Annotated in this window: 19 protein-coding genes; 7 read left to right on the top strand and 12 right to left on the bottom strand. The window is 61.2% G+C overall.

Annotation, left to right across the window (positions count from 1 at the left end):
* Positions 1 to 240: 240 nt before the first annotated feature.
* Complete coding sequence (locus IAG25_RS01305; RefSeq protein WP_187603159.1) at positions 241 to 1134, bottom strand: LysR family transcriptional regulator; 894 nt, start codon at positions 1132 to 1134, stop codon at positions 241 to 243.
* Positions 1135 to 1284: 150 nt separating this feature from the next.
* Here IAG25_RS01305 and IAG25_RS01300 point away from each other — a divergent pair, with 150 nt between their 5' ends.
* From IAG25_RS01300 to IAG25_RS01280, 5 genes are all read left to right on the top strand, one after another.
* The gene (locus IAG25_RS01300) at positions 1285 to 2058 is read left to right on the top strand and encodes a glucose 1-dehydrogenase (RefSeq protein WP_187603158.1); all 774 of its coding nucleotides are present in this window, start codon (positions 1285 to 1287) and stop codon (positions 2056 to 2058) included.
* Positions 2059 to 2077: 19 nt separating this feature from the next.
* Positions 2078 to 3268, top strand: a complete 1191-nt coding sequence (locus IAG25_RS01295; protein ID WP_187603157.1) for a YncE family protein — start codon at positions 2078 to 2080, stop codon at positions 3266 to 3268.
* A gap of 39 nt (positions 3269 to 3307) precedes the next feature.
* Positions 3308 to 4300: a 2-hydroxyacid dehydrogenase gene (locus IAG25_RS01290; protein WP_187603156.1), complete on the top strand. Its 993-nt coding sequence runs from the start codon at positions 3308 to 3310 to the stop codon at positions 4298 to 4300.
* 15 nt (positions 4301 to 4315) lie between these two features.
* Positions 4316 to 5131, top strand: a complete 816-nt coding sequence (gene aroE / locus IAG25_RS01285) for a shikimate dehydrogenase (protein WP_187603155.1) — start codon at positions 4316 to 4318, stop codon at positions 5129 to 5131.
* A gap of 97 nt (positions 5132 to 5228) precedes the next feature.
* On the top strand, positions 5229 to 6632 hold the full coding sequence (locus tag IAG25_RS01280; RefSeq protein ID WP_187603154.1) for an MFS transporter: 1404 nt from the start codon (positions 5229 to 5231) through the stop codon (positions 6630 to 6632).
* A 35-nt stretch (positions 6633 to 6667) separates the two neighbouring features.
* On the opposite strand, the gene IAG25_RS01275 is transcribed toward IAG25_RS01280, so the two are convergent.
* From IAG25_RS01275 to IAG25_RS01230, 10 genes are all read right to left on the bottom strand, one after another.
* The gene (locus IAG25_RS01275; protein ID WP_187603153.1) at positions 6668 to 7729 is read right to left on the bottom strand and encodes a maleylacetate reductase; all 1062 of its coding nucleotides are present in this window, start codon (positions 7727 to 7729) and stop codon (positions 6668 to 6670) included.
* A gap of 37 nt (positions 7730 to 7766) precedes the next feature.
* Positions 7767 to 8063 (bottom strand): Dabb family protein, encoded by a 297-nt coding sequence (locus IAG25_RS01270; RefSeq protein ID WP_187603152.1) that lies wholly within the window; start codon positions 8061 to 8063, stop codon positions 7767 to 7769.
* Between the two features lie 141 nt (positions 8064 to 8204).
* Positions 8205 to 9428 carry a multiple monosaccharide ABC transporter permease gene (mmsB, locus tag IAG25_RS01265; RefSeq protein ID WP_375336492.1) on the bottom strand — a complete coding sequence of 408 codons (1224 nt, stop codon included), beginning with the start codon at positions 9426 to 9428 and terminating at the stop codon, positions 8205 to 8207.
* A complete protein-coding gene (gene mmsA, locus IAG25_RS01260) occupies positions 9406 to 10944 on the bottom strand; it encodes a multiple monosaccharide ABC transporter ATP-binding protein (RefSeq protein WP_187603150.1) in 1539 nt (512 codons plus the stop codon). Before mmsA ends, mmsB begins: the two co-directional genes overlap by 23 nt.
* Before the next feature lie 90 nt (positions 10945 to 11034).
* The gene (gene chvE, locus IAG25_RS01255; RefSeq protein ID WP_187603149.1) at positions 11035 to 12105 is read right to left on the bottom strand and encodes a multiple monosaccharide ABC transporter substrate-binding protein; all 1071 of its coding nucleotides are present in this window, start codon (positions 12103 to 12105) and stop codon (positions 11035 to 11037) included.
* A gap of 97 nt (positions 12106 to 12202) precedes the next feature.
* Complete coding sequence (locus IAG25_RS01250; RefSeq protein WP_187603148.1) at positions 12203 to 13291, bottom strand: Gfo/Idh/MocA family protein; 1089 nt, start codon at positions 13289 to 13291, stop codon at positions 12203 to 12205.
* 24 nt (positions 13292 to 13315) lie between these two features.
* Positions 13316 to 14308 (bottom strand): inositol 2-dehydrogenase, encoded by a 993-nt coding sequence (gene iolG, locus IAG25_RS01245; protein ID WP_187603147.1) that lies wholly within the window; start codon positions 14306 to 14308, stop codon positions 13316 to 13318.
* Positions 14309 to 14350: 42 nt separating this feature from the next.
* Positions 14351 to 15229, bottom strand: coding sequence for a sugar phosphate isomerase/epimerase family protein (locus IAG25_RS01240; protein WP_187603146.1), 879 nt, complete (start codon positions 15227 to 15229; stop codon positions 14351 to 14353).
* Positions 15230 to 15295: 66 nt separating this feature from the next.
* Positions 15296 to 16216 (bottom strand): intradiol ring-cleavage dioxygenase, encoded by a 921-nt coding sequence (locus IAG25_RS01235; RefSeq protein ID WP_187603145.1) that lies wholly within the window; start codon positions 16214 to 16216, stop codon positions 15296 to 15298.
* 132 nt (positions 16217 to 16348) lie between these two features.
* On the bottom strand, positions 16349 to 17263 hold the full coding sequence (locus tag IAG25_RS01230) for a LysR family transcriptional regulator (protein ID WP_187603144.1): 915 nt from the start codon (positions 17261 to 17263) through the stop codon (positions 16349 to 16351).
* 275 nt (positions 17264 to 17538) lie between these two features.
* On the opposite strand from IAG25_RS01230, the gene IAG25_RS01225 reads away from it, so the two are divergent.
* Positions 17539 to 18582, top strand: coding sequence for a LacI family DNA-binding transcriptional regulator (locus IAG25_RS01225; protein WP_187603143.1), 1044 nt, complete (start codon positions 17539 to 17541; stop codon positions 18580 to 18582).
* Between the two features lie 35 nt (positions 18583 to 18617).
* Here the strand turns inward: IAG25_RS01225 and IAG25_RS01220 are convergent, their stop codons facing one another.
* Positions 18618 to 19802: a porin gene (locus tag IAG25_RS01220; protein WP_187603142.1), complete on the bottom strand. Its 1185-nt coding sequence runs from the start codon at positions 19800 to 19802 to the stop codon at positions 18618 to 18620.
* 431 nt (positions 19803 to 20233) lie between these two features.
* Between IAG25_RS01220 and IAG25_RS01215 the strand changes: the two genes are divergently transcribed.
* Positions 20234 to 20554 (top strand): DUF4148 domain-containing protein, encoded by a 321-nt coding sequence (locus IAG25_RS01215; RefSeq protein WP_187603141.1) that lies wholly within the window; start codon positions 20234 to 20236, stop codon positions 20552 to 20554.
* Positions 20555 to 20589 lie beyond the last annotated feature (35 nt).

Below are 20589 nucleotides of genomic sequence, written 5' to 3'. Positions count from 1 at the left end.
CAATTACATTGACGAGGAAGTGAGCACTCGATCAAAACCACGACAGTTAATTAACCGCTGCAATATGATCCGTCGGCTTGGATATCCCGCCGCATCGCCTATACTGAAAGTGAGCCGCGCGGAAGCCGGCCCCTGAAGAAAGACGAACGAGAAACCGTTCATTGGGGCGCGGTAGCGGGGCCACGGAAACGCCTGCGTTCAGCGCGGGCGTTTTCTTTTTCAGGCCTCTGCCGCACTTACTCACGCCTGCTTTCCAATGTCGGTGCACAGCTCGATTACATCGAGCAAGGCGCGCTTGATTGCATTTTCCGGGCCGCACGAGGCAAGCCCGATGCCCGACGTGTGATCGCGCAGTTCGAGCGGCCGGGCAACGACCTTCGGCGGCAGCGCCATCGCTGCGGCAGCCGGAATCACGCCGATGCCGAGCCCCGCTGAAACCAGCGCGAGCATCGTCGAGAATTCGCCGAGTTCCTGCGCGATGTTCAGGTCCACGCCCTCGCGCTTGAGCGCCACCAGCATGTCGTCGTGAAATCCCGGCGCGTAACGGCGCGCCAGGACGAAAGCCGGAAAACCCCGGAGATCGGGCGGATGAATCATCGTTTGCATGGCGAGCGCGTGATCGTCGGGGAGCGCGACGACGAACGGTTCTTCGAGCACCACGCGGATGTCGAGGCCGCTGACACTCACCGGCAGGCGGATCAGGCCGAAGTCGAGCTGATTTTCCCGGAGCGCGGCGATCTGATCCGGCGTCGGCATATCCTTCAGTTCGAGCGTGATGAGCGGATAGCGCGTGTGCATTTCGCGGATGAGCGCCGGCAGCAGCTTCGGCAGCACCGACGACACGAACGCGATGCGCAACGTGCCGATCTCGCCGCGCGCCGACAGCCGCGCGATCTGCTCCGCACGACCCGCCTGATGCAACGTGGCGCGCGCCTCGGGCAGAAAAAGCCTGCCGGTCGCGTTAAGAACGACCTTGTGACGGTCGCGTTCGAACAGGCGCACGTCGAGTTCCTCTTCGAGCGCCTTGATCTGCATGCTCAGCGCCGGCTGCACGATGCACAGGCGCTGGGCAGCCCGGCCGAAATGCAATTCCTCGGCAAGCGCGACGAACGCGCGCAGATGCTTCAGCTCCATGAAACCCCCCGGCTCGCGGGCGTACGGCGCCCGTCATCACGATTCATGATAACAGCGTCATGAAAGACTATTGGCGCGACGGCCGTTCTTCGGGTGAACTAGGCGCATTCGGAGACAAACCGCATCCATCAACGAATGGGGCGCTAAAAAATGGACGAGACACTCAAACTGTTCAGCCTGCACGGCAGGCGCGCGCTGATCACCGGTTCCGGGCGCGGCATCGGGCTGGCGCTGGCGCGAGGACTCGCGGGCGCCGGCGCCGCGATCGTCATCAACGATCGCAATGAGCAAAAGGCAGCCAGCGTCGCCGCACACCTGCGCGACGAAGGCTTCGACGCCGCCTACGCGGTCTTCGACGTGACCGACCGCGAGCAGGTCGTCGCGGCGATCGATCGCGTCGAGAAAGATATCGGCGCAATCGACATTCTCGTCAACAACGCAGGCATCCAGCGCCGCGCGCCGCTCGAAGACTTCAGCGAGCGCGACTGGCACGACCTTCTGCGCGTGAATCTCGACGGCGTGTTCCAGGTGTCGCAGGCCGTCGCGCGGCACATGCTGGCGCGCGGGCGCGGCAAGATCGTCAATATCGGTTCGGTGCAGAGCGAGCTGGCGCGGCCGGGCATCGCGCCCTACGCCGCGACCAAGGGCGCGGTTCGCATGCTGACCAAAGGCATGTGCGCGGAGTGGGCGCGCCACGGCATTCAGGCCAACGCCATCGCGCCCGGCTACTTCGAGACCGATCTCAATCGCGCGCTCGTCGACGACCCGGCGTTCTCCGAGTGGCTCTGCAAGCGCACGCCGGCGGGCCGCTGGGGCCGCGTCGAGGAGCTGTGCGGCGCGGCGGTGTTTCTTGCGTCGGCGGCGTCGGATTTCGTGAACGGCCAGACGCTTTTCGTCGATGGCGGATTGACCAGCGTGGTCTGAGCCCAAAGGAGACAACAAGATGCTTGATTCACTGGCAAACCGAAGCCGCCGCGTCCGGGCGCTCGCCGGTCTGACGATGGCCGTCGCGGCGTGCGCTGCGCACGCGTCCGACTGGATCGTGTCGGGCAACGACGGCAAGTATCAGCGCGTCGAAGGCCGCGACACGTACCCGGACAACCCCGCGCCGGACACGTTGACGCTGCTGGACGCAAGCGTCTTTCCCCCGCGGGTCAGGATGCAGGTGGAAGTCGAGAACGGCATTCAAGGGCCGCCGCAGGCGGTCGCCATCACGCCCGACGCGAGGCTTGCGCTGGTCGGCGCGCCCACGCGCTACGACTACGCCGCGAAGAAACTGCTGATGGATTCGTTCGTGCAGATCGTCGATTTGCAGGCGACGCCGCCCGCCGTGACCCGGCTCGATATCGGCAGCCATCCGCAGGGCATCGCCATCGACCGGAGCGGCACGCTCGCGCTCGTCCCGTGCGTCGATGGCAGCGTGGCGGTGCTCGGCATCGACGGCAACCGCGTGACGCTTCTGGACACGTTGAAGATCGCGCAGAAGCGGCTTGCCGGCGTGAGCTTCACGCATGACGGCGCGCATGCGCTCGTCGCGCTGCGTGACGAACAGGGCGTCGCCGTGCTCGACGTCGCCAACGGCCGCGTGACCGACAGCGGCACGCGGCTTTCGAGCGGCGTCGCGCCTTACACGATCGACGTATCGAGCGATGGCAAGTGGGCTGTCGTCAGCGATGTCGGGCTGGCCGGCTTGCCCGGCTATCCGGGCAAGCTCGCGGGCGATGCCGATACGGTCACGCTCATCGACGTCTCGCGCACGCCGTTTCGCGCGGTTCAGCACGTGACGGTGCCGTCGCTGCCCGAGGGCGTGGCGATCTCGCCCGACGGCAAATGGATCGGCGTGCAGGCGATGGACGGCTCCAACCTGACGCCGGACAACCCCGGACGCCGCGCGCGCGGCAAGGTGCTGCTGTTCGCGATCCGCGATGGGCAGGCCGTGAAGGTCGCCGAAGCGCCGGGCGGCGAAGCGGCGCAGGGCATCGTCTTCACCGCCGACAGCAAGCATCTGATCGTGCAGTTCAACGTCGAGAAGCAACTCGCGTTCTACGCCGTGAACGGCGGCCAATTGCGCGACACCGGACAACGCATTTCACTGACGGGCGGACCTTCGTCCCTGCGCACTACGCCGCGCTGACGCGCCCGTCTTTCACGCAACGAACAACAGGAGAGAAGCATGCGTACGCCCAGCGCCGAACGCAGGAACGTGGTCGTCTTTCGAAAGCTGCCGGACGATCTGCTCGACCGGATTCAGACGAGACACGACGTGACCGTCGCCGACCCGCGACGCGCCGATGAACTGCCGCGCTTTCGCGAAGCCTTGGGCGACGCCGACGGCCTGATCGGCTCCAGCTTCAAAATCGGCGCGGACGACCTCGCGCGCGCCCCGCGGCTGAAGGTGATTTCGAGCATATCGGTCGGCGTCGACAATTACGATCTCGCGCATCTCAGACAACGCGGCATCACGCTTTGCCATACGCCCGGCGTCCTGACCGAAACCACCGCCGACACGGTGTTCGCGCTGATCATCGCGAGTTCGCGCCGCCTGGTCGAGCTGTCGAATCATGTGCGCGAAGGGCGCTGGACGCGCAACATCGGCGAAGACCTGTTCGGCTGGGACGTGCACGGCAAGACGCTCGGCGTGCTCGGTTTCGGCCGTATCGGGCAGGCGGTGGCACGGCGCGCGGCGCTCGGCTTCGGCATGCCGGTGCTCTTTCACGATCCGTTCGATGTGCCGGTTCCCGCGATGCTCGCCGGGCATGCAACGCGCGCATCGTTCGACGAGGTGCTCGCACGCGCGGACATCGTCGCGCTGACGCTGCCGCTCTCGGACGACACGCGCGGCCTGATGGACGCGCAGGCGTTCGCCGCGATGAAGCCCGGCGCGATCTTCGTGAACGGTTCGCGTGGCGCGATCGTGCGCGAGGACGCGCTCTTTGCCGCGCTCGAAAGCGGCCATTTGCGTGCGGCCGGGCTCGACGTGTTCGCCGTCGAACCGCTCGCGCAGGATTCGCCGCTGCGCACGCATCCGAAGGTCACGCCGTTTCCGCATATCGGATCGGCGACGCACGAAACGCGCCGCGCGATGGCCGAACTCGCCACCGACAATCTGCTGCGAGCGCTCGATGGCGTTGCGCCCGTCGCCGCGTTCGATCTTTCGCAGCACTGACCGAGCATTCCGACCATGCCTCATTCGATTCCTTCCCTGTGCGGCTCGCTCGCGGGCCAGCCCTTCACCTTCAACGTCAAGGTGCATAACGCGGCCTATCGGGCGCTCGGCGTGGACTACACGTTCGTCAGCTTCGGCGTGGAAGACGCAGCCGGCGCGATCGACGCGATGCGCACGCTCGGCATCCGCGGACTGAACGTGACGATGCCGCACAAGCAGGCGGTGATACCGCATCTCGACGCGCTCGACGAAACCGCCCGCGAGATCGGCGCGGTCAATACCATCGACAATCGCGACGGGCATCTCACGGGCTACAACACGGACTGCGTAGGCGCCGTGCGTGCGCTCGAAGAGGCGACGCCGCTCGACGGAAGGCGCATCGCCTTGCTCGGCGCGGGCGGCGCTGCCCGCGCGATCGCGTGGGGCGTGCGGCGCGCCGGCGCGCGCGTCACCGTGTTCAATCGCACCGCGTCGCGCGGACAGGCGCTCGCGCACGACTTCGGCCTCATATACGGCGGCGATCTCGGCGACTTCGATCCGCATGCGTTCGATGTCGTCGTGAACGCGACCGCCGCCGGATTCCGCGCGCCGGACGTGAATCCATTGCGGGCGGGACAGCTCGCGCCGCATCTCGTCGTGATGGATGCGGCCTTCATCCCGGTTCGCACCAAGCTGATCCGCGATGCCGCCGAACTCGGCTGCCGGGTGATCGACGGCACGCGCATGCTGCTGCATCAGTTCTGCGGCCAGGTCGAGCTTTACACGGGCAAGGAGGCGCCGCTCGAAGCGATGAGCGTCGCCCTCCTCGACGAAATCGCCCGGGTGGGCTAGCGCCCATTCGCCTATCAGGAAGAGCCGGCGGTCCCGCATTTCGCGCGAAGACGAAACGGGACGGCTGCCAGTAGTCGCAGGAACGGAGAGAGACACCATGAAACACCAGCCAACCATCGCGGCCGCCGACGGCGGACTCGCGCGCAACGCCAGCGCCGGCACGAACCGCGACGAGGTCACGACAGGCGACCTGTATCGCGCCGCGTGGGCCGCATCGCTCGGCAGCGCGCTCGAATACTACGACTTCGCGCTCTACAACCTCGCGTCGGCGCTGATTTTCGGGCCGCTCTTCTTTCCCTCGGCCGATCCCGCCATCGGGCTGATCGCGAGCTTCGGCGCGTACTTCCTCGGCTTTGCGATCCGGCCAGTGGGCGGCATCGTCTTCGGCACCCTCGGCGACCGCTACGGCCGCAAGTTCGTGCTGATGGCGACGATCCTGCTGATGGGCGTCGCCAGCACGCTCATCGGCGTGTTGCCGACATATGCGAGCGCCGGCATCTGGGCGCCGATCCTGCTGGTCGGCTGCCGTCTGCTGCAAGGTCTCGGCGCGGGCGCGGAACAGGCCGGCGCCGCCGTGCTGATGGCCGAATACGCGCCCGCGAAAAGACGCGGCTACTTCGCCGCACTCCCCTTCATGGGCGTGCTGCTCGGCACGGTGATGGCGGCCGCGATCTACTTCGCGCTGGTGCGCGTCGAAGACATCTCGCAGAGCTGGCTGTGGCGCGTGCCGTTCCTGCTGAGCGTGCTCATCATCGCGGTGGCGATCTGGATCCGGCTGAAGCTCAAGGAATCGCCGTCGTTCGCGAAACTCGAAGCGCGTCATCAGATCAATGACAGTCCGCTCAAACATCTCATCAAGCATTCGAAGCCGACGCTGCTCAAGGTTATCGGCATGCGTATGGCGGAAAACGGCGGCTCGTCGATCTATCAGTCGCTCGCCATCAGCTACATGGCGACCGCGACGGGACTCAAAGGTCCCATCGGGCCGATCGCGCTGCTGCTTGCCGGTGTCTCGGGCGCGGTGATCATCCCGCTCACCGGCAAGCTCAGCGATCGCTTCGGGCGCGTGCCCGTCTATCGCGCCTTTGCGCTGTATCAGTTGCTGCTCGCCTATCCGACATGGTGGGTGCTGAGCCAGGGAAATGCGACGGCCAGCATCGCGATGCTGTGCGTCGCGCTCGCGGGCGTCTGGGGCATGTTCGCCACGCAAGGCGCGCTGTTGCCCGAGCTCTTCGGCGCGCAGCATCGTTATGCGGGCGTCGCCGTGGGCCGCGAGGTGTCCGCGGTGATCGCGGGCGGGGTCGCGCCGCTGATCGGAGCGTCGATCATCGCGTGGGCGACCGCGCACTGGGGCGGCAGCGAAGGACGCATCCTCGCGTGGATTCCGCTCGCGAGTTATGTCGCCATTCTGAGCCTGATCGGTGTCGTGACGACGTACTACACGCCTGAGACGCGTGGCCGGGATCTCGACGATTTGCGCGATGCGGCCGATGCTGTTTAGTCGGCGACGTCCTCACGAACCAGGTCGAACGACCGTTAGACGGCAGGCCGCGCACCTTCCCAGGCACGCTGCAACAGTGCTCGAAGCGGCTTTTCCTCCACCGGCCTCGGGTTCCAGTACGGGTTCGACAGCGCCACCTCGCAGGCATGATCGAGATCGGCTTCTTTCAAACCGATCTCACGGAGACCTTGCGGCACACCAAGCTCCTTGTTCAGTTGATAGAGTCCGTCGGGTGCCGAGCTCACGCTCAGTGCCCGTGCAATCCGCTCCATGGCATCCCCCGCGACCGCACTGTTGTACGCAAGCGCGTGGGGCAGGACGATCGCATGCGTCTCGGCGTGCGGCAGGTTGAACGTGCCACCCAGCGTATGGCAGAGCTTATGATGAAGCGCCATGCCGACATTGCCGAGCACCATCCCGCACAGCCACGCGCCGTAAAGACATTCGCTGCGCGCGGCTTTGTCCTTTTCGTTTTTCTTCACGCCACGCAGACCCGTGGCAAGAGCGCGGATGCCCTCCTCCGCCATCAGCGACATGACGGGATTACCGTCCTTCGCATACAAGCCTTCGGCAGCATGGGCGATTGCGTTGAGTCCGCTCACGATCGAAAGCTTTACGGGTAACCCCATCGTCAGTTCCGGGTCGTACAGAACCGTCTTCGGGATGACCCTGGCGTCGCGGCCTGTCTTTTTCAAGCCCTTCTCGGTTATCCCGTAGATGGGCGTCATCTCCGACCCGGCATACGTCGTCGGTATTGCAATGATCGGCAGCGAAGATTCCAGCGCGATCGCCTTCCCGAGTCCGATCGTCGAACCTCCGCCGATGGCCACCGCGCAGTCGGCATCCACTTCCTTCGCATGTTCGCGTGCGCGACGAGCGTTCTCAATCGGAACATGCATCTGGGCGCCATCGAAGACGCCCGCGCTCGAAGGACCAAGGAGGGACGAAACGACTTCCGCCTGAGCCTTCTGCTCCGGCGTACATAGCACCAGCGCGCGCCGTGCGCCCAGAGCCTCGACTTCCTGTTGAATAAGCTTCATGCTCCCTGCACCGAAGACAACTCGGGCTGAAGGCGTGGTATAGGTGAATTCATACATGAGAGTAGCTTCCTCGCTCGTCCATCGTGAAACTCGCTCAGATGTAATCGACCTGATGACGAGCGATACGCACATCACCGACGACTTCCTTCACCCGCAGATGCTCCGGATGCGAGGCGTACGCGTCGAGCAATTCCCTGGTTTCGAACTCCGTGTACAAGACGACATCGCACGCGTAGTCGACAGCGCTGACATCGACGCCAACTTCGAGCTTCGTAAGCCCGGGAATCTTTCCGCTCAGACTTTCAAATGCGGACTTCACGAGCATTGCGGATTCCTTCTTCTGCTCGGGCGTGTTGCCGCGAACGTCCCACATCACGATATGCTTGACCATAATCATTTCCATTGATGATGCTGAAAAACAGGCCAAATGTTCGAGATGCAATCTCGTGATTCAAGTCTGCATGTCGGCGGAACCTCACCACGCAACCGGTCCCGCCAACTTCTGAATCTGGTCTGCTGTCGAAACTGGGCTTTATGCCTTGTTCTTGTTGTAGACATCGACGAACACGGCGGCGAGCAGCACGATGCCCTTGATGACCTGCTGATAGTCCACGCCGATACCCATGATGGACATGCCGTTGTTCATCACGCCCATGATGAAAGCGCCCACTACCGCGCCGACAACCTTTCCGACACCGCCAGAGGCCGATGCACCGCCGATAAAGCACGCTGCGATCACATCGAGCTCGAATCCGGTACCTGCCTTGGGCGTACCGCTATTCAAACGCGCGGCGAATATGAGGCCCGCGAGCGCGGCGAGAATACCCATGTTCACGAACGTCAGGAAACTCACTGCCGGCACGCTGACGCCTGACAGACGCGCAGCCTTTGCATTCCCGCCAACCGCATAGATGCGACGTCCGATGGTCGTGCGATTCATGAGGAACGTGTACACGCCGATCAGCACGCCCATGATGACCAACACCGTCGGCAAGCCGCGATAAGATGCGAGCAGGTAGCAGAACCCCACGATGAGCGCTGTGAGCACGACGTTCTTCGTAACGAACATCGTGAATGAGCCACTCTCGACGCCATGTTTCGCCGCACCAGCGCGATGCCGAAGCTCGATCACGAAAAAGAGCACGCCGACGAATACGCCGAGAAGGATGGAGGTGAGGTGAAGCGCCTGGCCGTGAAAGACATCCGGGATAAAACCCGAACTCACCGTGCCAAACCCTTCGGGGAACGGTCCAATGGACTGTCCCTGGAGCACGAGATTCGTCATGCCGCGGAACACCAGCATGCCGGCCAGCGTAACGATGAACGACGGCATCCGCCAGAAAGCAATCCAGTAGCCTTGCATAGCGCCAATGAGCGCGCCCGCCGCAATACAGATGATGGTCGCCCACACGTAGTTGACTTCGTACTGCACCATCAATACGGCGGCCAATGCGCCCACGAGCCCCGCCGTCGAGCCGACAGACAGGTCGATATGACCCGAAACAATCACCATCAGCATGCCGAGCGCCATGATGACGATATAGCTGTTCTGCAGCACCAGGTTGGTCAGATTGAGCGGCTGCATCAGCACGCCGTTCGTCGCAACCTGGAAAAACACCATGATGATGACGAGCGACAGCAGCAACCCATATTCGCTACCGATACGCTTGACCATCCCGAATACTTCGCTTTTCTTGACCTCGGCGCCTTCGGCGGCTACCGGAGAGAGTGCCTTACGCATTTTGAATGTCTCCATTTCGCATGATCGCTCGCATGATGCTTTCCTGCGAGGCTTCTTCCGCGGTTAATTCGCCGACGAACCGGCCTTCGTTCATGACATAGATGCGGTCGCACATTCCAAGTAGCTCGGGCATTTCCGAAGAAATCATGACCACGCATTTGCCCGCTGCAACCGCCTGATTGATGATGTTGTAGATCTCGTACTTCGCTCCGACGTCGATGCCTCGCGTGGGCTCGTCGAGAATCAGCACTTCGGGTTCGGAAAACAACCATTTGCTGACGACAACTTTCTGCTGATTTCCGCCCGACAGGTTTCCTACGACGTGCGTCACGCCTTGCGCACGAATTCGAAGCTTCTTGAGAAACTCGGTCGCGACCTTGATCTCCTCATGCTCATCGACGACACCGAGCTTCGAAACACCGGACAGGTTGGCCAGCGTAATGTTTCGCTTGATGTTGTCGTCGAGCAAAAGGCCATTGCCTTTGCGGTCCTCGGTGACATAGGCGATGCCCGCATTGATGGCCTTCTTCACCGATGATGTGTCGACCTGTTTCCCGTGCATCAGCACCTGGCCTGTGATGTTCTGACCGTACGTGCCGCCGAAAACACTCATCGCAAGCTCGGTGCGCCCAGAACCCATCAGGCCGGCGATACCCACGATTTCGCCCTTGCGTGCCGTCAGATTCACGCCTTTGAGGACGGCGCGGTCTCGCTGCGTGGGATGCTTTACGCGCCAGTCCTTCACTTCAAAAATCACGTCGCCGATATCCGGCGTACGCGGCGGATAGCGGTCGGACATCTCGCGCCCTACCATCGCCTTGATGATGCGGTCTTCACTCACGGCTTCAGTACTGCAGTCGAGAACATCGACCGTCGATCCATCGCGAATCACGGTGATCCCGTCCGCGACACGCGAGATTTCGTTCAGCTTGTGCGAGATGATGATCGACGTTACGCCGTTCGCCTTCAATTCGAGCAGCAGCGTAAGAAGCGTGTCGCTGTCTTTCTCGTTCAAGCTCGCTGTCGGTTCGTCGAGGATGAGCAGACGAACTTCTTTAGAAAGCGCCTTTGCGATTTCCACAAGTTGTTGCTTGCCGATCCCGAGCGTGCCAACTGCAGCGTCGGGAGAATCCGTGAGGCCGACTTTCGCCAGCAGTTCTTTGGCTTTCGCACGCGAGATCTGCCAGTCGATAACCCCGCGCCTGGATTGTTCGTTACCGAGAAAGATGTTCTCGGTAATCGATAGCATCGGTACGAGGGCGAGTTCCTGATGAATGATGATGATGCCGACCGCCTCGCTATCGGATATATCGGCGAAGGCTCGCTCCTGGCCGTCGTAAAGGACGTCGCCACCGTACGAGCCGTGCGGATAGACGCCACTGAGAATTTTCATCAGGGTCGATTTTCCTGCGCCATTCTCTCCACAAATGGCGTGAATCTCGCCCTGGCGCACCCTCATATTCACGTTATTCAGGGCTTTGACAGGGCCAAAGCTTTTCTGAATGCCGCGCATCTCCAGAATGGTATCCATGGTCAAACTTTCTCCGATTGGTCACGCTCCGAGGCGTACCCGCGTGGCGGGGCCTTGCAACATTCCGCGCCACGCTGACGTTCAGGCGCCTTACTTGATCTGGGCCTGCGTGTAGTAGCCGCTCGTGACCAGCTCCGACTGATAGTTGGCCTTGTCGACCAGAACGGGCTTCACGAGATAAGTGGGAACAACCTTCGCGCCGTTGTTGTAGCTCTTCGTGTCGTTGACGGGCACCTGTTTGCCGGCGAGCGCGTCGTTGACCATATCGGCTGCGACGCCGGCGAGCTTGCGCGTGTCCTTGAACACAGTGGAAGTCTGGTCGCCGCGAACGATGTTCTTCACGTTCTGAACATCCGCATCCTGTCCCGTGATGATCGGCATTGCTTGTTGAGCCGAACCGTATCCCACGCCTTTGAGAGAGGAGATGATGCCGATCGCCAGCGCGTCGTTCGGCGCCCAGACCGCATCCAGATGGTCCTTGCCGTAAAACGCGCTCAGCAGGTTATCCATGCGGGACTGCGCAGTCGCACCATCCCAGTTGCGCGTCGCGACTTTCTCGAAGGCAACCTGCTTGCTCCGAATCACGAACTTGCCGCTGTCGATGTACGGCTTGAGAACCGACATGCCGCCCGCGTAGACCATGTGAGCGTTGTTGTCATCGCTTGAGCCGCCGAACACTTCGATGTTGAACGGCGTCTTGCTGCCCGCTTTCTGCCATGCATTGACGATGCTCTGCGCCTGCAGAACGCCGACGCCGTAGTTGTCGAACGTCGCGTAATAGTCGACGTCCTTCGTCTGGCTGATCAGACGGTCGTAGGAGATAACCTTGATGCCCTTCTTCTGGGCGAGAGCCAACGCGTCAGAGAACGTCTTTCCGTCGATGGGCGCGATGACCAGCGCCTTGACGCCCTTCGCGAGCATGTTCTCGACCTGGTTGACCTGCGTGGGAACATCGTAGTTCGCGTACTGAAGGTCCGACGAGTAGCCCTTCGCCTTCAGCGCGTCGACCATGCTCTTCCCGTCGGTAATCCAGCGGGATTCCGTCTTGTCCGGCAACGAGATACCGACGACGCCCTTATCTTCTGCAAAAGCGGCGCCCGAAGCTGCTGCGAAAGCAGCCGAAGCTGCGAGAACCACCACGACACTCTTCAAAATCTTCATGACACTGTCTCCTGATTAGGAATACGAATTTACGTTCCCGATTTATGATCTGCGTATTTTTTTGACTGACGCTTTTGCGCGTCAGTCTTGCAAGCGCTTATCCGATAAAGACCTCTGCGCCGGCTTCTTTCGAGGAAGCGAACATGGCCTCGATAACTCGGCTGATGTTGTATGCCTGCGTCGCTGATACAACCGAAGGCGTGCCATTGCGCAATGCGTCGACGAATGCGTTCGACTCGCGGTCGAAGTACACCGGATTGCCGATTTCAGCGATGTCAGGCGAATACTCCGTCTTCTTCGTCGCCCAGATTTCGGGGAAGCTGGTCTCCTGCCACTCGGTCCAGCCTTCCGGATAGTCGCCTTTGCCCGCGTCATAGATCTTGTAGCTAGAGGGCAGCGAGCGGGATGACATGATGCCTTCAGTGCCGTAGGCCGTGATGTCCCAGCTTTCCGTCCACGGCAAGACGTCCCACGACATGAAGTCGACGCTGACGATCTTGTCTTCGTAGTTCAGCACCGCGCCTGCCGCGTCTTCACGCGATTCGTCGCCATGGAAGTTCGGGAACTTCGTGATGCGGGCGTTCACCGAACGCGGCAAACCGAAATGCAGAAGAATGCGGTCGATGAGGTGGCAGCCGATAACGAACACTGCACCACCGATGTCGCCGGGCTGGGTCATATGCGGCGTGCCCGCCTCATCGTGCGAGCATCCGCCGTGAGCGCGCACCTGAACGACTTTCCCGAGACGGCCGCTCTTGAGCGCCGCCTGCATGGCGTCCACGGAAGGCGCGAAGCGCCAGCAATAACCGACCTGCACAAGTCCGCCGGTACGCTCGACCGCGTCGACGATGCGCTTCGCATCCGCCGAGCTGCGTCCGGCCGGCTTTTCGCACAACACAGCCTTGCCGGCTTCGAGTGCTTCGATGGTCAGGTCGGCCATCTTCTCGCTCTTCGAATGAACCAGCACGACATGAACATTCTTGTCCGCCAGAATGTCTTCCTTCGAGCGGGCTTCGAGGCCGAGCGCATCGACGAACGGCGTAAGCAGCGGGCTCGTATCCCACGCGCCGAGCATCTTCGCGTCGGAACGGCGGGCAATCGCCTTGACTCGCCCGGACGTATGCGGGTGAGTGATGCCAAGACATGCCACACCGAGCGTTTCGTTGGGACCAATCTTTCGTGTCATGACGTATCTCCTCCGGATTCTCGGTTACACCTTGACGGCTTTGCCCGTCAGCGCGGACTCGAGTGCAGCATCCGCCAGGCGCAGCGCCTTCAGCCCGTCCTGCACCGACGTCGGCAACGGGGACTTCGTGTTCAGCGCATCTACAAAGGCTTCGAGTTCGGCCTTGTACGCTTCAACGTAGCGTTCGAGGAAGAAGTTGAGGAGCGGCTCGCGCGCGTCCGTGACGTCTTTCGACCAGCGCCGAACCGTCGACGGCCGGAGATTCTCTTGCAGAAGCATGCCTTTGGAACCGGACACTTCCATGCGCTGGTCGTATCCATAGACAGCCTCACGACAGCAGTTGATGTGGCATTGCTTGCCCGAAGCGGTGCGCAACTGAACCATCACCGTATCGAAGTCGGTCAGCTTTTCCAGCGACTTGTCGATAAGGCGGCTGGCCATAGCCATCACTTCGACCGGTTCTTCGCCCAGCAGCCAGCGCGCCATGTCCAGGTCGTGGATGACCATGTCGCGGAAGATGCCGCCCGAGTGCTCGACGTAATCGCGCGGCGGCATGCCGGGGTCGCGGCTCGAAATGATGACCTGACGCACTTCGCCGACATCACCCGCATCGATCGCCTTGCGGAACGCCTGGGACGTCGGATCGAAACGGCGATTGAAAGCGAGCATGACGCGGCCACCCTGGCGTTCGACTTCGTTCGCGGCGGCGAGCGACTTTGCCATGTCGAGATCGATGGGCTTTTCGCAAAGCACAGCCTTGCCGCGCTTCACGGCTTCAAGCATGAACGTGATGTGCGTGTCCGTGGGCGTGCCGATGACCACCGCGTCGATGTCGTTGCGCTCCAGCACGCCTGCCGGGTCCGTCGACGCTTCGCAGCCGAGCTTGGTCGCCAGCGACTGTGCCGCGCTTTCGATCGGGTCCGCGACCACGACGAGTTTCGCGTTGGGGCTCGCGGCGACGTTGCCAGCGTGAATGCGGCCAATGCGGCCTGCACCGAGTACGGCGATTCGAATCATGTGAGTCTCCAAAAGTACTTTGTCGTTTAGGGTGGGAAGCGCTTAAGCGGTAGTGGCGGGCTTCGCAGAGAACTGTGCGACGGTGGTGTCGTAGGCGCGCTTTGCCATCTCGTCGAGAGGGAATTTCCGGTGAACTTCGGAGATCAGTTCGACGCCGTAGTAAGGCAAAGTGCAGCCTGCCTGCTCTAGCGCATCGACGAACGCAACGCAGTCGCCGGCGCCTTCGCCGCAGAGCTGGCGGTTGAAGGTCGAGTCGTCGAAGAGCGTTCCCTTCACGTGTGCGGCAACGTCGTCCATCTCAACGCCTTTGATGAAGCGCGCCGGGATTTGCGCGACCTCGCTATACGGCGTATTGGCGCGGGCCACGTGCCAGTGGTCGACCATCAGTCCACCGTTGGGCTGTGCGGCCCCTTCCGCAACCTTCAGCGCCTCTGCGACGTTTCGGATCGGAGAGAAAGGCATGAACTCGATTGCGACCGTCGCGCCGACCGTCGCCACGTCCTGGCAAAGCTTTGCGAACTCGTCCGTCATGCGGGGGAAGTCGGGCGGATTGTTGTCGAACGGGCTCGCACCGATTTTCAGATTGCGCATGCCGAGTTCGCCGCCCAATTCGATGAAGCGACGGCGAGAGTGGTCCGACTTCGCACGCGCCTCGCCGTCGAAGTACCAGTCCATCAGAATTTCGAGCTCGAAGTACTTCATGCCCGTGTCTTCCAGAATGTTCTTGACACCCGACAGACCGTACTTCTCGATGCTGTATTCGAGGTCATCGAGGATGAGGCCGACGCCGCTCCATCCCGCACGCATCGCCGCTTCGCAGCGGTCGCGCAGCGGGAACGGACTGATTTCATTGGCTGCGCACGGATAGACGTCGCCTGCGAGGGTCCAGTACGCCGCCAGCAGTTCTTTCTTTGCATTCATGTGTAGTACTCCTATGTCTCTCGATATCATCTGTGATCATGCAGCACGTTCTGACGTGCCAAACGACTACGTGTTTTGCCGATGCAGGTTGCCGGATGTCGCGAGCGTGAAATCCCACGACACAGACCAGAAGGGCGACGAGAACCCGACGCGCTTCGCCGCATCCGCGTCGTCGATCTTGTTGAAGTCAGCGATAAGCTCACGCTTGACGCCGAAGACCGCATCCTCGGGCAAGTACGGGCAGTCCGGCGTAAAGATGTGAGTGATGACCGGGTCGAATCCGGGCGCAGTCACGATGAAGTGCAAATGCGCGGCCCGGTTGGGGTGCCGCCCCATCGCGCCGAGAAGCTTTCCGACCGGACCATCCGAGGGAATCGGATAGTGGCGCGGCTTGACGGACTTGAACCAGTAGCGGCCATCGGCATCCGACGTGAAAACGCCGCGCATGTTCGAGTCAGGCTGAACGCCCTTTTGCTGTACATCGTAGAAGCCGTCATCGTTGGTCTGCCACACTTCGAGCTTCGCGTTCGGAATCGGATTGCCTTCGATGTCTGTCACGCGGCCTTCAACGACCATGGGCTCACCCTTTTCATCCAGGCAGATGTTCGTGCCATTCGAATATTCGGGTGCATCGGCGACATAGAAGGGTCCGAGAATCGTGTTCGGCGTGGCGCCGCTCGGACGACGGTGATTGACCGCGTCGACCAGCATCGAAACGCCGAGGATGTCCGAGAGCAGGATGTACTCTTGCCGCCAGTCGGTGCACATCTGACCGGTCTCGGTCAGGAAGCGGATGGCAGCGAACCACTCTTCGTGAGTCGGTTCGATTTCCTTGATGGCGGCATGAAGATGCCTGACCAATACCGACATCACTTGCTTCAGACGAGGGTCGGCGTCGTCGCTCATGCGAGCGTTGACCACGTCTGCCGAGCGTGCTTCATCGAAATACGGCGAGGCGGACTGAACTGCGGGGAATGCGCTTTGCATCACTTGTCTCCATCGATCTCTTGTGTAGCTTTGAGACCAGTCTATATTCGCCGTGGCTGGCAAAACAGAGCTAGAAAGGGAAAGTCTTTCGCGCTGAGTGGGAATACGCCTCAACGGCAGCGCGAAGCGGGCTCACGCCGTCCAGTGACGTTCGTAGTCGTTCTGCTGGAAGCGCTCCAGTAGCGCATCGATGAACAGTCGCACTTTCACGGGCAGATGCGCGCGAGTCTGAAACGCGATGTTCATGGTGAGCCGCGGAAGATCCCAATCGTCCAGCACCGGGATCAGACGGCCGGCCTTGAGGTCGTCGTAGACGATGTATTTCGGCTGCACAAGGATGCCCATGTTGTCGAGCGCGGCGACGCGGAGTATCTGACCGTCATTCGACTCGACCAATGGCTTCACTTTGACCACCACGTTCTCGCCGCCGCGGGTGAATGAGAGCTCGCGTGCATTGTCGGCGAGTTGATAGTTCAGCAACCTGTGCTTCACGAGCTCCGTCGGGAACCGGGGGCGACCGTTCGCCTCGATGTAGCCCGGAGAAGCGGCGAGAATCCGGCGTGTCGATGCGAGCCGTCTGATCGTGATGTTGCTATCCGGTTCGAGCACTTTGGTTCGAATCGCGACGTCGATGCCGTTCTCGATAATGTCGTAGTAGCGGTTGGCCGCGACCACATCGACAGCGATGTCCGGATAACGCGCGGTGAACTCGGGAAGCATCGGCGCGATGTGCAGCATGCAGAAGGACAAGGAAGCGGTGACTCGAAGCACGCCGCTCGGACGTACGACGGCTTCCTTGATGACGGCTTCGGCTTCGCCGAGGTCGGACAGTATGGATTTGCAGCGCCGATGAAATTCGGCGCCCGCCTCGGTCAGATAGAGGTTACGCGTCGTCCGGCGAACCAGTTGGACTCCGAGTCTCGCCTCCAGCGAGATCAGATACCGGCTCGCCGCCGAAATGGACAGGTCGACTGATTCCGCAGCGCGACTGATGCTGCCCGACTCGGCTACTTCCACAAACAACTGAAGTTCCTTGAACTGGTCCATGCCCTTGCACCATCACGCCTTTTGACTCCGCCCGCACTCCGTTGGAATGAGGGAGCACGCGCGATCTCGTCGAATCATTATTTGGGTGTCGCGCATGCATCATCATAGTGCGGCAGATCTATCTTGATGCTACAAAAACGCATCAATAATCTATCAGTTCGCGTTCAAGGTTAAAGACAGCGCAATCCCTCTTTTTTTCGATGTAGGATAGCCCGGTATAGCTTTTCTGAAGTCTCATAAACACATCAAGAATCTATCTGTAGCGGAGGGTCGCAGTGGCTCACCGGTTTTTGATCAAGGAAATCGCGCTTCAGGCAGGGCTCGGTGTGGCGACCGTAGACCGCGTACTGAACGGGCGTGCCAACGTCCGCGAGCACACTCGCCGGCGGGTCGAGCAGGCCATCAAGGAGCTGGAGAAGCAGGAGTTGAATCTCGCGACCACGGGACGAAAACTCATCGTCGATGTTGTTGTCGAGGCGCCTTTGCGGTTCAGCGATGAAATCAAGCATGCCCTCGAAGGCGAACTCGCTCTGATGCACCCCGCGGTCGTTCGACCGCGCTTTATGTTGCAGGAGACGATGACGACCTCGGAAGTCGTGGAGGCGCTCCGGTCGATTATTCGACGCGGAAGTCACGGTGTTTTCCTGAAGGCCCGGGACGTTCCCGAGATTGCAGAGGCGGTGGCGGAGCTTCAGCGCCACGGCATTCCGGTCGTCACGATCGTCACCGACATACCGCTGTCGGGGCGCATCGCCTATGCGGGGCTCGATAATCGCGCTGCCGGTGCCACGGCCGCGTATCTTCTTGGCCTGTTGCTGGGAACGCAGCCCGCCAATGTGTTGATAACGATGAGTGACGAGCATTTCCGGGGCGAAGAGGAACGCGAGATCAGCTTTCGCCGGGCATTGCGCAAACATCATCCGCGTCTGAAGCTGGTCGATGCGAGCGGTGGACATGGCCTCGATATGCCGACCGAGGACCGGGTCCGCAGCGCGCTCGGCGGCGATACCCATGTCACAGCCGTCTATTCGATGGGCGGCGGCAACATCGCCATTCTTCGCGCGCTGGAGGCGCAGCAACAAGCGCCGGTCTTCTTCATCGGACACGACCTCGACAGAGACAATGTGCAGTTGCTGCGCGATGGACGGATACAGGCCATTCTGCATCACGACCTGCGACAGGACATGCGCTCGGCCTGTCATCACATCATGCACTATCACAAGCTTCTGCCAGCATCATCCGTCGCGACTTCTTCTTCGGTCGTTGTCGTCACTCCGGAAAATATCCCGGATTACATTGCCAGCCGCTTTCGCGACTGACTCGACCGCTCGCAACTCGCTTCGTGAGCGTGCCATCAGAACCTCGTCGCCAGCCCCGCAATCACGCCAAACTGGCTCTTGCCATAGTTGGGGTTAGTGCTCGACGGGTTTCCGTTGACCGGATCGTCATTGGTGTTCGCACCGTACAGACTGCCGTCGAGGCCCAGGTTGGACGTCGAGCTGTTGCGCACGTAGGCGAGTTCAGTGTAGAGGAGCGTTCGTTTCGAGAGCGAGTAATTTGCGCCCAGCGTGTACAGCGTTGCGTTCCCGTTCCCCTTGTTCGCGTTGGCGTGATACACCGCGCCGGTGATAGCGAGCGCAGGCGTCGTCTGCCAGATTGCGCCGATCCATTCGTGATTGACGGTCGTCGGGAGGCCGGTACCCGACGGCAATGCCGACGGCGCCGCCGCACCGAAATACCCCGCGTTGGATGCATCGGGAGCACTCAGGTGCTGGTAGCCGAGATACGCCGTCACAGGACCGAATGCATAGGTCAAGCCCGTGAGAATCGAGCGCGACGTCAGGTACACGTTGCTGAACTGGCCGTTCGGGTCGCGGACTTCGTCGTAGGTCGCTTGCCAGAAGAGACCACGATTCGCGTACGACAGTTTGATGCCATCGGAACGTCCCTGAGCGCTTCCGAGTCCGGTGGACGTGCCCAATTGACCAGGCGCGCTGCCCGGGTTGCCGGCATTCCACGTCGGTGCGTTGGTCAGGTCATACTGGCCTTGCAACGTAAAGCCCGCGATTGTCGGTGAGAGATACTCGACGCCATTCGCTGCCTGCGAGAAGATGCGGCCGCGAACCAGTGTTCCGATCGCGTACTTCTTCGTCTGCTGCGGATCGACATCGCCCGAATACTGGCTAATCTCCGCCGAGCCCATGTTTCCGAACTTGATTTGCCCCCACGTGTCGTTCTGCAGGCCGACAGTCGCCTGTCCTTCGAAGAAGCTCCCGTTCGCGACACTGCCGTTCATCGTGTTCAGCCGGGACTCGAGCTGGAAGATCGCATGCGTGCCGCCGCCGAGATCCTCTGCACCCTTGAGGCCAAATCTGGATTGCGCCCAGCCTCCGCTCTGCGCTCCGAATACATGACCCTTCGGCTGATTTGTCTCGTAGACGATACCGTTATCCACGATGCCGTATAGCGTGACGTTGCTCTGAGCCGTGGCTGTCGCCGTGGCTGACAACGCGAACACGCCGAACAAGAGCTTCTTCATTATCCGTCTCCATTCATTTAGTTATGCTACATACATACTTTGTTATCACGCGCTAACTTGTGCCGCCATTTACGCGTGAACTGCTGACGCTCGCTTCTTTCGCGCCCGTCTATCGTTCATCGAGCGTGGGGTACGATACTTCCGCATGTCGCCTTCTCCCGCACTGCTCTTGTGTATTTTTGGCGAGTCTATCTTCCCTATTCACTCGAACAAAGAGCGGAAGGGGGAATCTCTTTCGCGGAATCAGGGAAAGTGTCGCTTGAGGCTCGCGCGCAAAAGCACTTCAGCGGTATGCTGTGTTGATCCTTGCGGTTAACCCCCGTATCCCTTTCGACGCCTCATCGTTTACGGTTCGGGCGTTCCGATCAGGAACCAGCCAGTTAACGTTGAAGCAGTCTTCCGTCGCCAACCTACCCTACGCGGAGATACGTATGAACCTCAAGAAACTGTCCGTTTTTGCTGGCTCGGCAGGTATGGCTTTGAGCCTCGTCCTGATCCCGGCGGTTCAAGCTCACGCCGCCGCCAGCGACGCGGACGCATCCGGCGCTACGATGTCGAAGCAGGAACTCAAGGCGCAGAAGAAGGCGGAAAGCAAAGCGCGGCGCGCAAAGAAGAACGCCGAGCTGAGCACGCTGGAAAAGAATGGGTACAACCCGGGAGGAAGCCAGACCAACTATCCGCAGAATCTCCAGAATGCCCAGCAGAAGGCGGCTGGACAGAAGCCAACGAACGCACCGGCAGTAGCGCCGTGATGCCGGGTCTACACGCTAACGCACATTGAGAGAAG

The sequence above is a fragment of the Caballeronia sp. EK genome, from assembly GCF_014384845.1.
GTDB classification, from domain to species: domain Bacteria; phylum Pseudomonadota; class Gammaproteobacteria; order Burkholderiales; family Burkholderiaceae; genus Caballeronia; species Caballeronia jiangsuensis.
Note: the sequence above shows the minus strand (reverse complement) of the source record. Positions and strands in the feature narration are given on the sequence as shown.

What these genes read in the sequence shown, in the direction of transcription:
- IAG25_RS01305 (WP_187603159.1), bottom strand. Translation starts at nt 1,134, where the DNA reads ATGGAGCTGAAGCATCTGCGCGCGTTCGTCGCGCTTGCCGAGGAATTG.
- IAG25_RS01300 (WP_187603158.1), top strand. Translation starts at nt 1,285, where the DNA reads ATGGACGAGACACTCAAACTGTTCAGCCTGCACGGCAGGCGCGCGCTG.
- IAG25_RS01295 (WP_187603157.1), top strand. Translation starts at nt 2,078, where the DNA reads ATGCTTGATTCACTGGCAAACCGAAGCCGCCGCGTCCGGGCGCTCGCC.
- IAG25_RS01290 (WP_187603156.1), top strand. Translation starts at nt 3,308, where the DNA reads ATGCGTACGCCCAGCGCCGAACGCAGGAACGTGGTCGTCTTTCGAAAG.
- aroE (WP_187603155.1), top strand. Translation starts at nt 4,316, where the DNA reads ATGCCTCATTCGATTCCTTCCCTGTGCGGCTCGCTCGCGGGCCAGCCC.
- IAG25_RS01280 (WP_187603154.1), top strand. Translation starts at nt 5,229, where the DNA reads ATGAAACACCAGCCAACCATCGCGGCCGCCGACGGCGGACTCGCGCGC.
- IAG25_RS01275 (WP_187603153.1), bottom strand. Translation starts at nt 7,729, where the DNA reads ATGTATGAATTCACCTATACCACGCCTTCAGCCCGAGTTGTCTTCGGT.
- IAG25_RS01270 (WP_187603152.1), bottom strand. Translation starts at nt 8,063, where the DNA reads ATGGTCAAGCATATCGTGATGTGGGACGTTCGCGGCAACACGCCCGAG.
- mmsB (WP_375336492.1), bottom strand. Translation starts at nt 9,428, where the DNA reads ATGGAGACATTCAAAATGCGTAAGGCACTCTCTCCGGTAGCCGCCGAA.
- mmsA (WP_187603150.1), bottom strand. Translation starts at nt 10,944, where the DNA reads ATGGATACCATTCTGGAGATGCGCGGCATTCAGAAAAGCTTTGGCCCT.
- chvE (WP_187603149.1), bottom strand. Translation starts at nt 12,105, where the DNA reads ATGAAGATTTTGAAGAGTGTCGTGGTGGTTCTCGCAGCTTCGGCTGCT.
- IAG25_RS01250 (WP_187603148.1), bottom strand. Translation starts at nt 13,291, where the DNA reads ATGACACGAAAGATTGGTCCCAACGAAACGCTCGGTGTGGCATGTCTT.
- iolG (WP_187603147.1), bottom strand. Translation starts at nt 14,308, where the DNA reads ATGATTCGAATCGCCGTACTCGGTGCAGGCCGCATTGGCCGCATTCAC.
- IAG25_RS01240 (WP_187603146.1), bottom strand. Translation starts at nt 15,229, where the DNA reads ATGAATGCAAAGAAAGAACTGCTGGCGGCGTACTGGACCCTCGCAGGC.
- IAG25_RS01235 (WP_187603145.1), bottom strand. Translation starts at nt 16,216, where the DNA reads ATGCAAAGCGCATTCCCCGCAGTTCAGTCCGCCTCGCCGTATTTCGAT.
- IAG25_RS01230 (WP_187603144.1), bottom strand. Translation starts at nt 17,263, where the DNA reads ATGGACCAGTTCAAGGAACTTCAGTTGTTTGTGGAAGTAGCCGAGTCG.
- IAG25_RS01220 (WP_187603142.1), bottom strand. Translation starts at nt 19,802, where the DNA reads ATGAAGAAGCTCTTGTTCGGCGTGTTCGCGTTGTCAGCCACGGCGACA.
- IAG25_RS01215 (WP_187603141.1), top strand. Translation starts at nt 20,234, where the DNA reads ATGAACCTCAAGAAACTGTCCGTTTTTGCTGGCTCGGCAGGTATGGCT.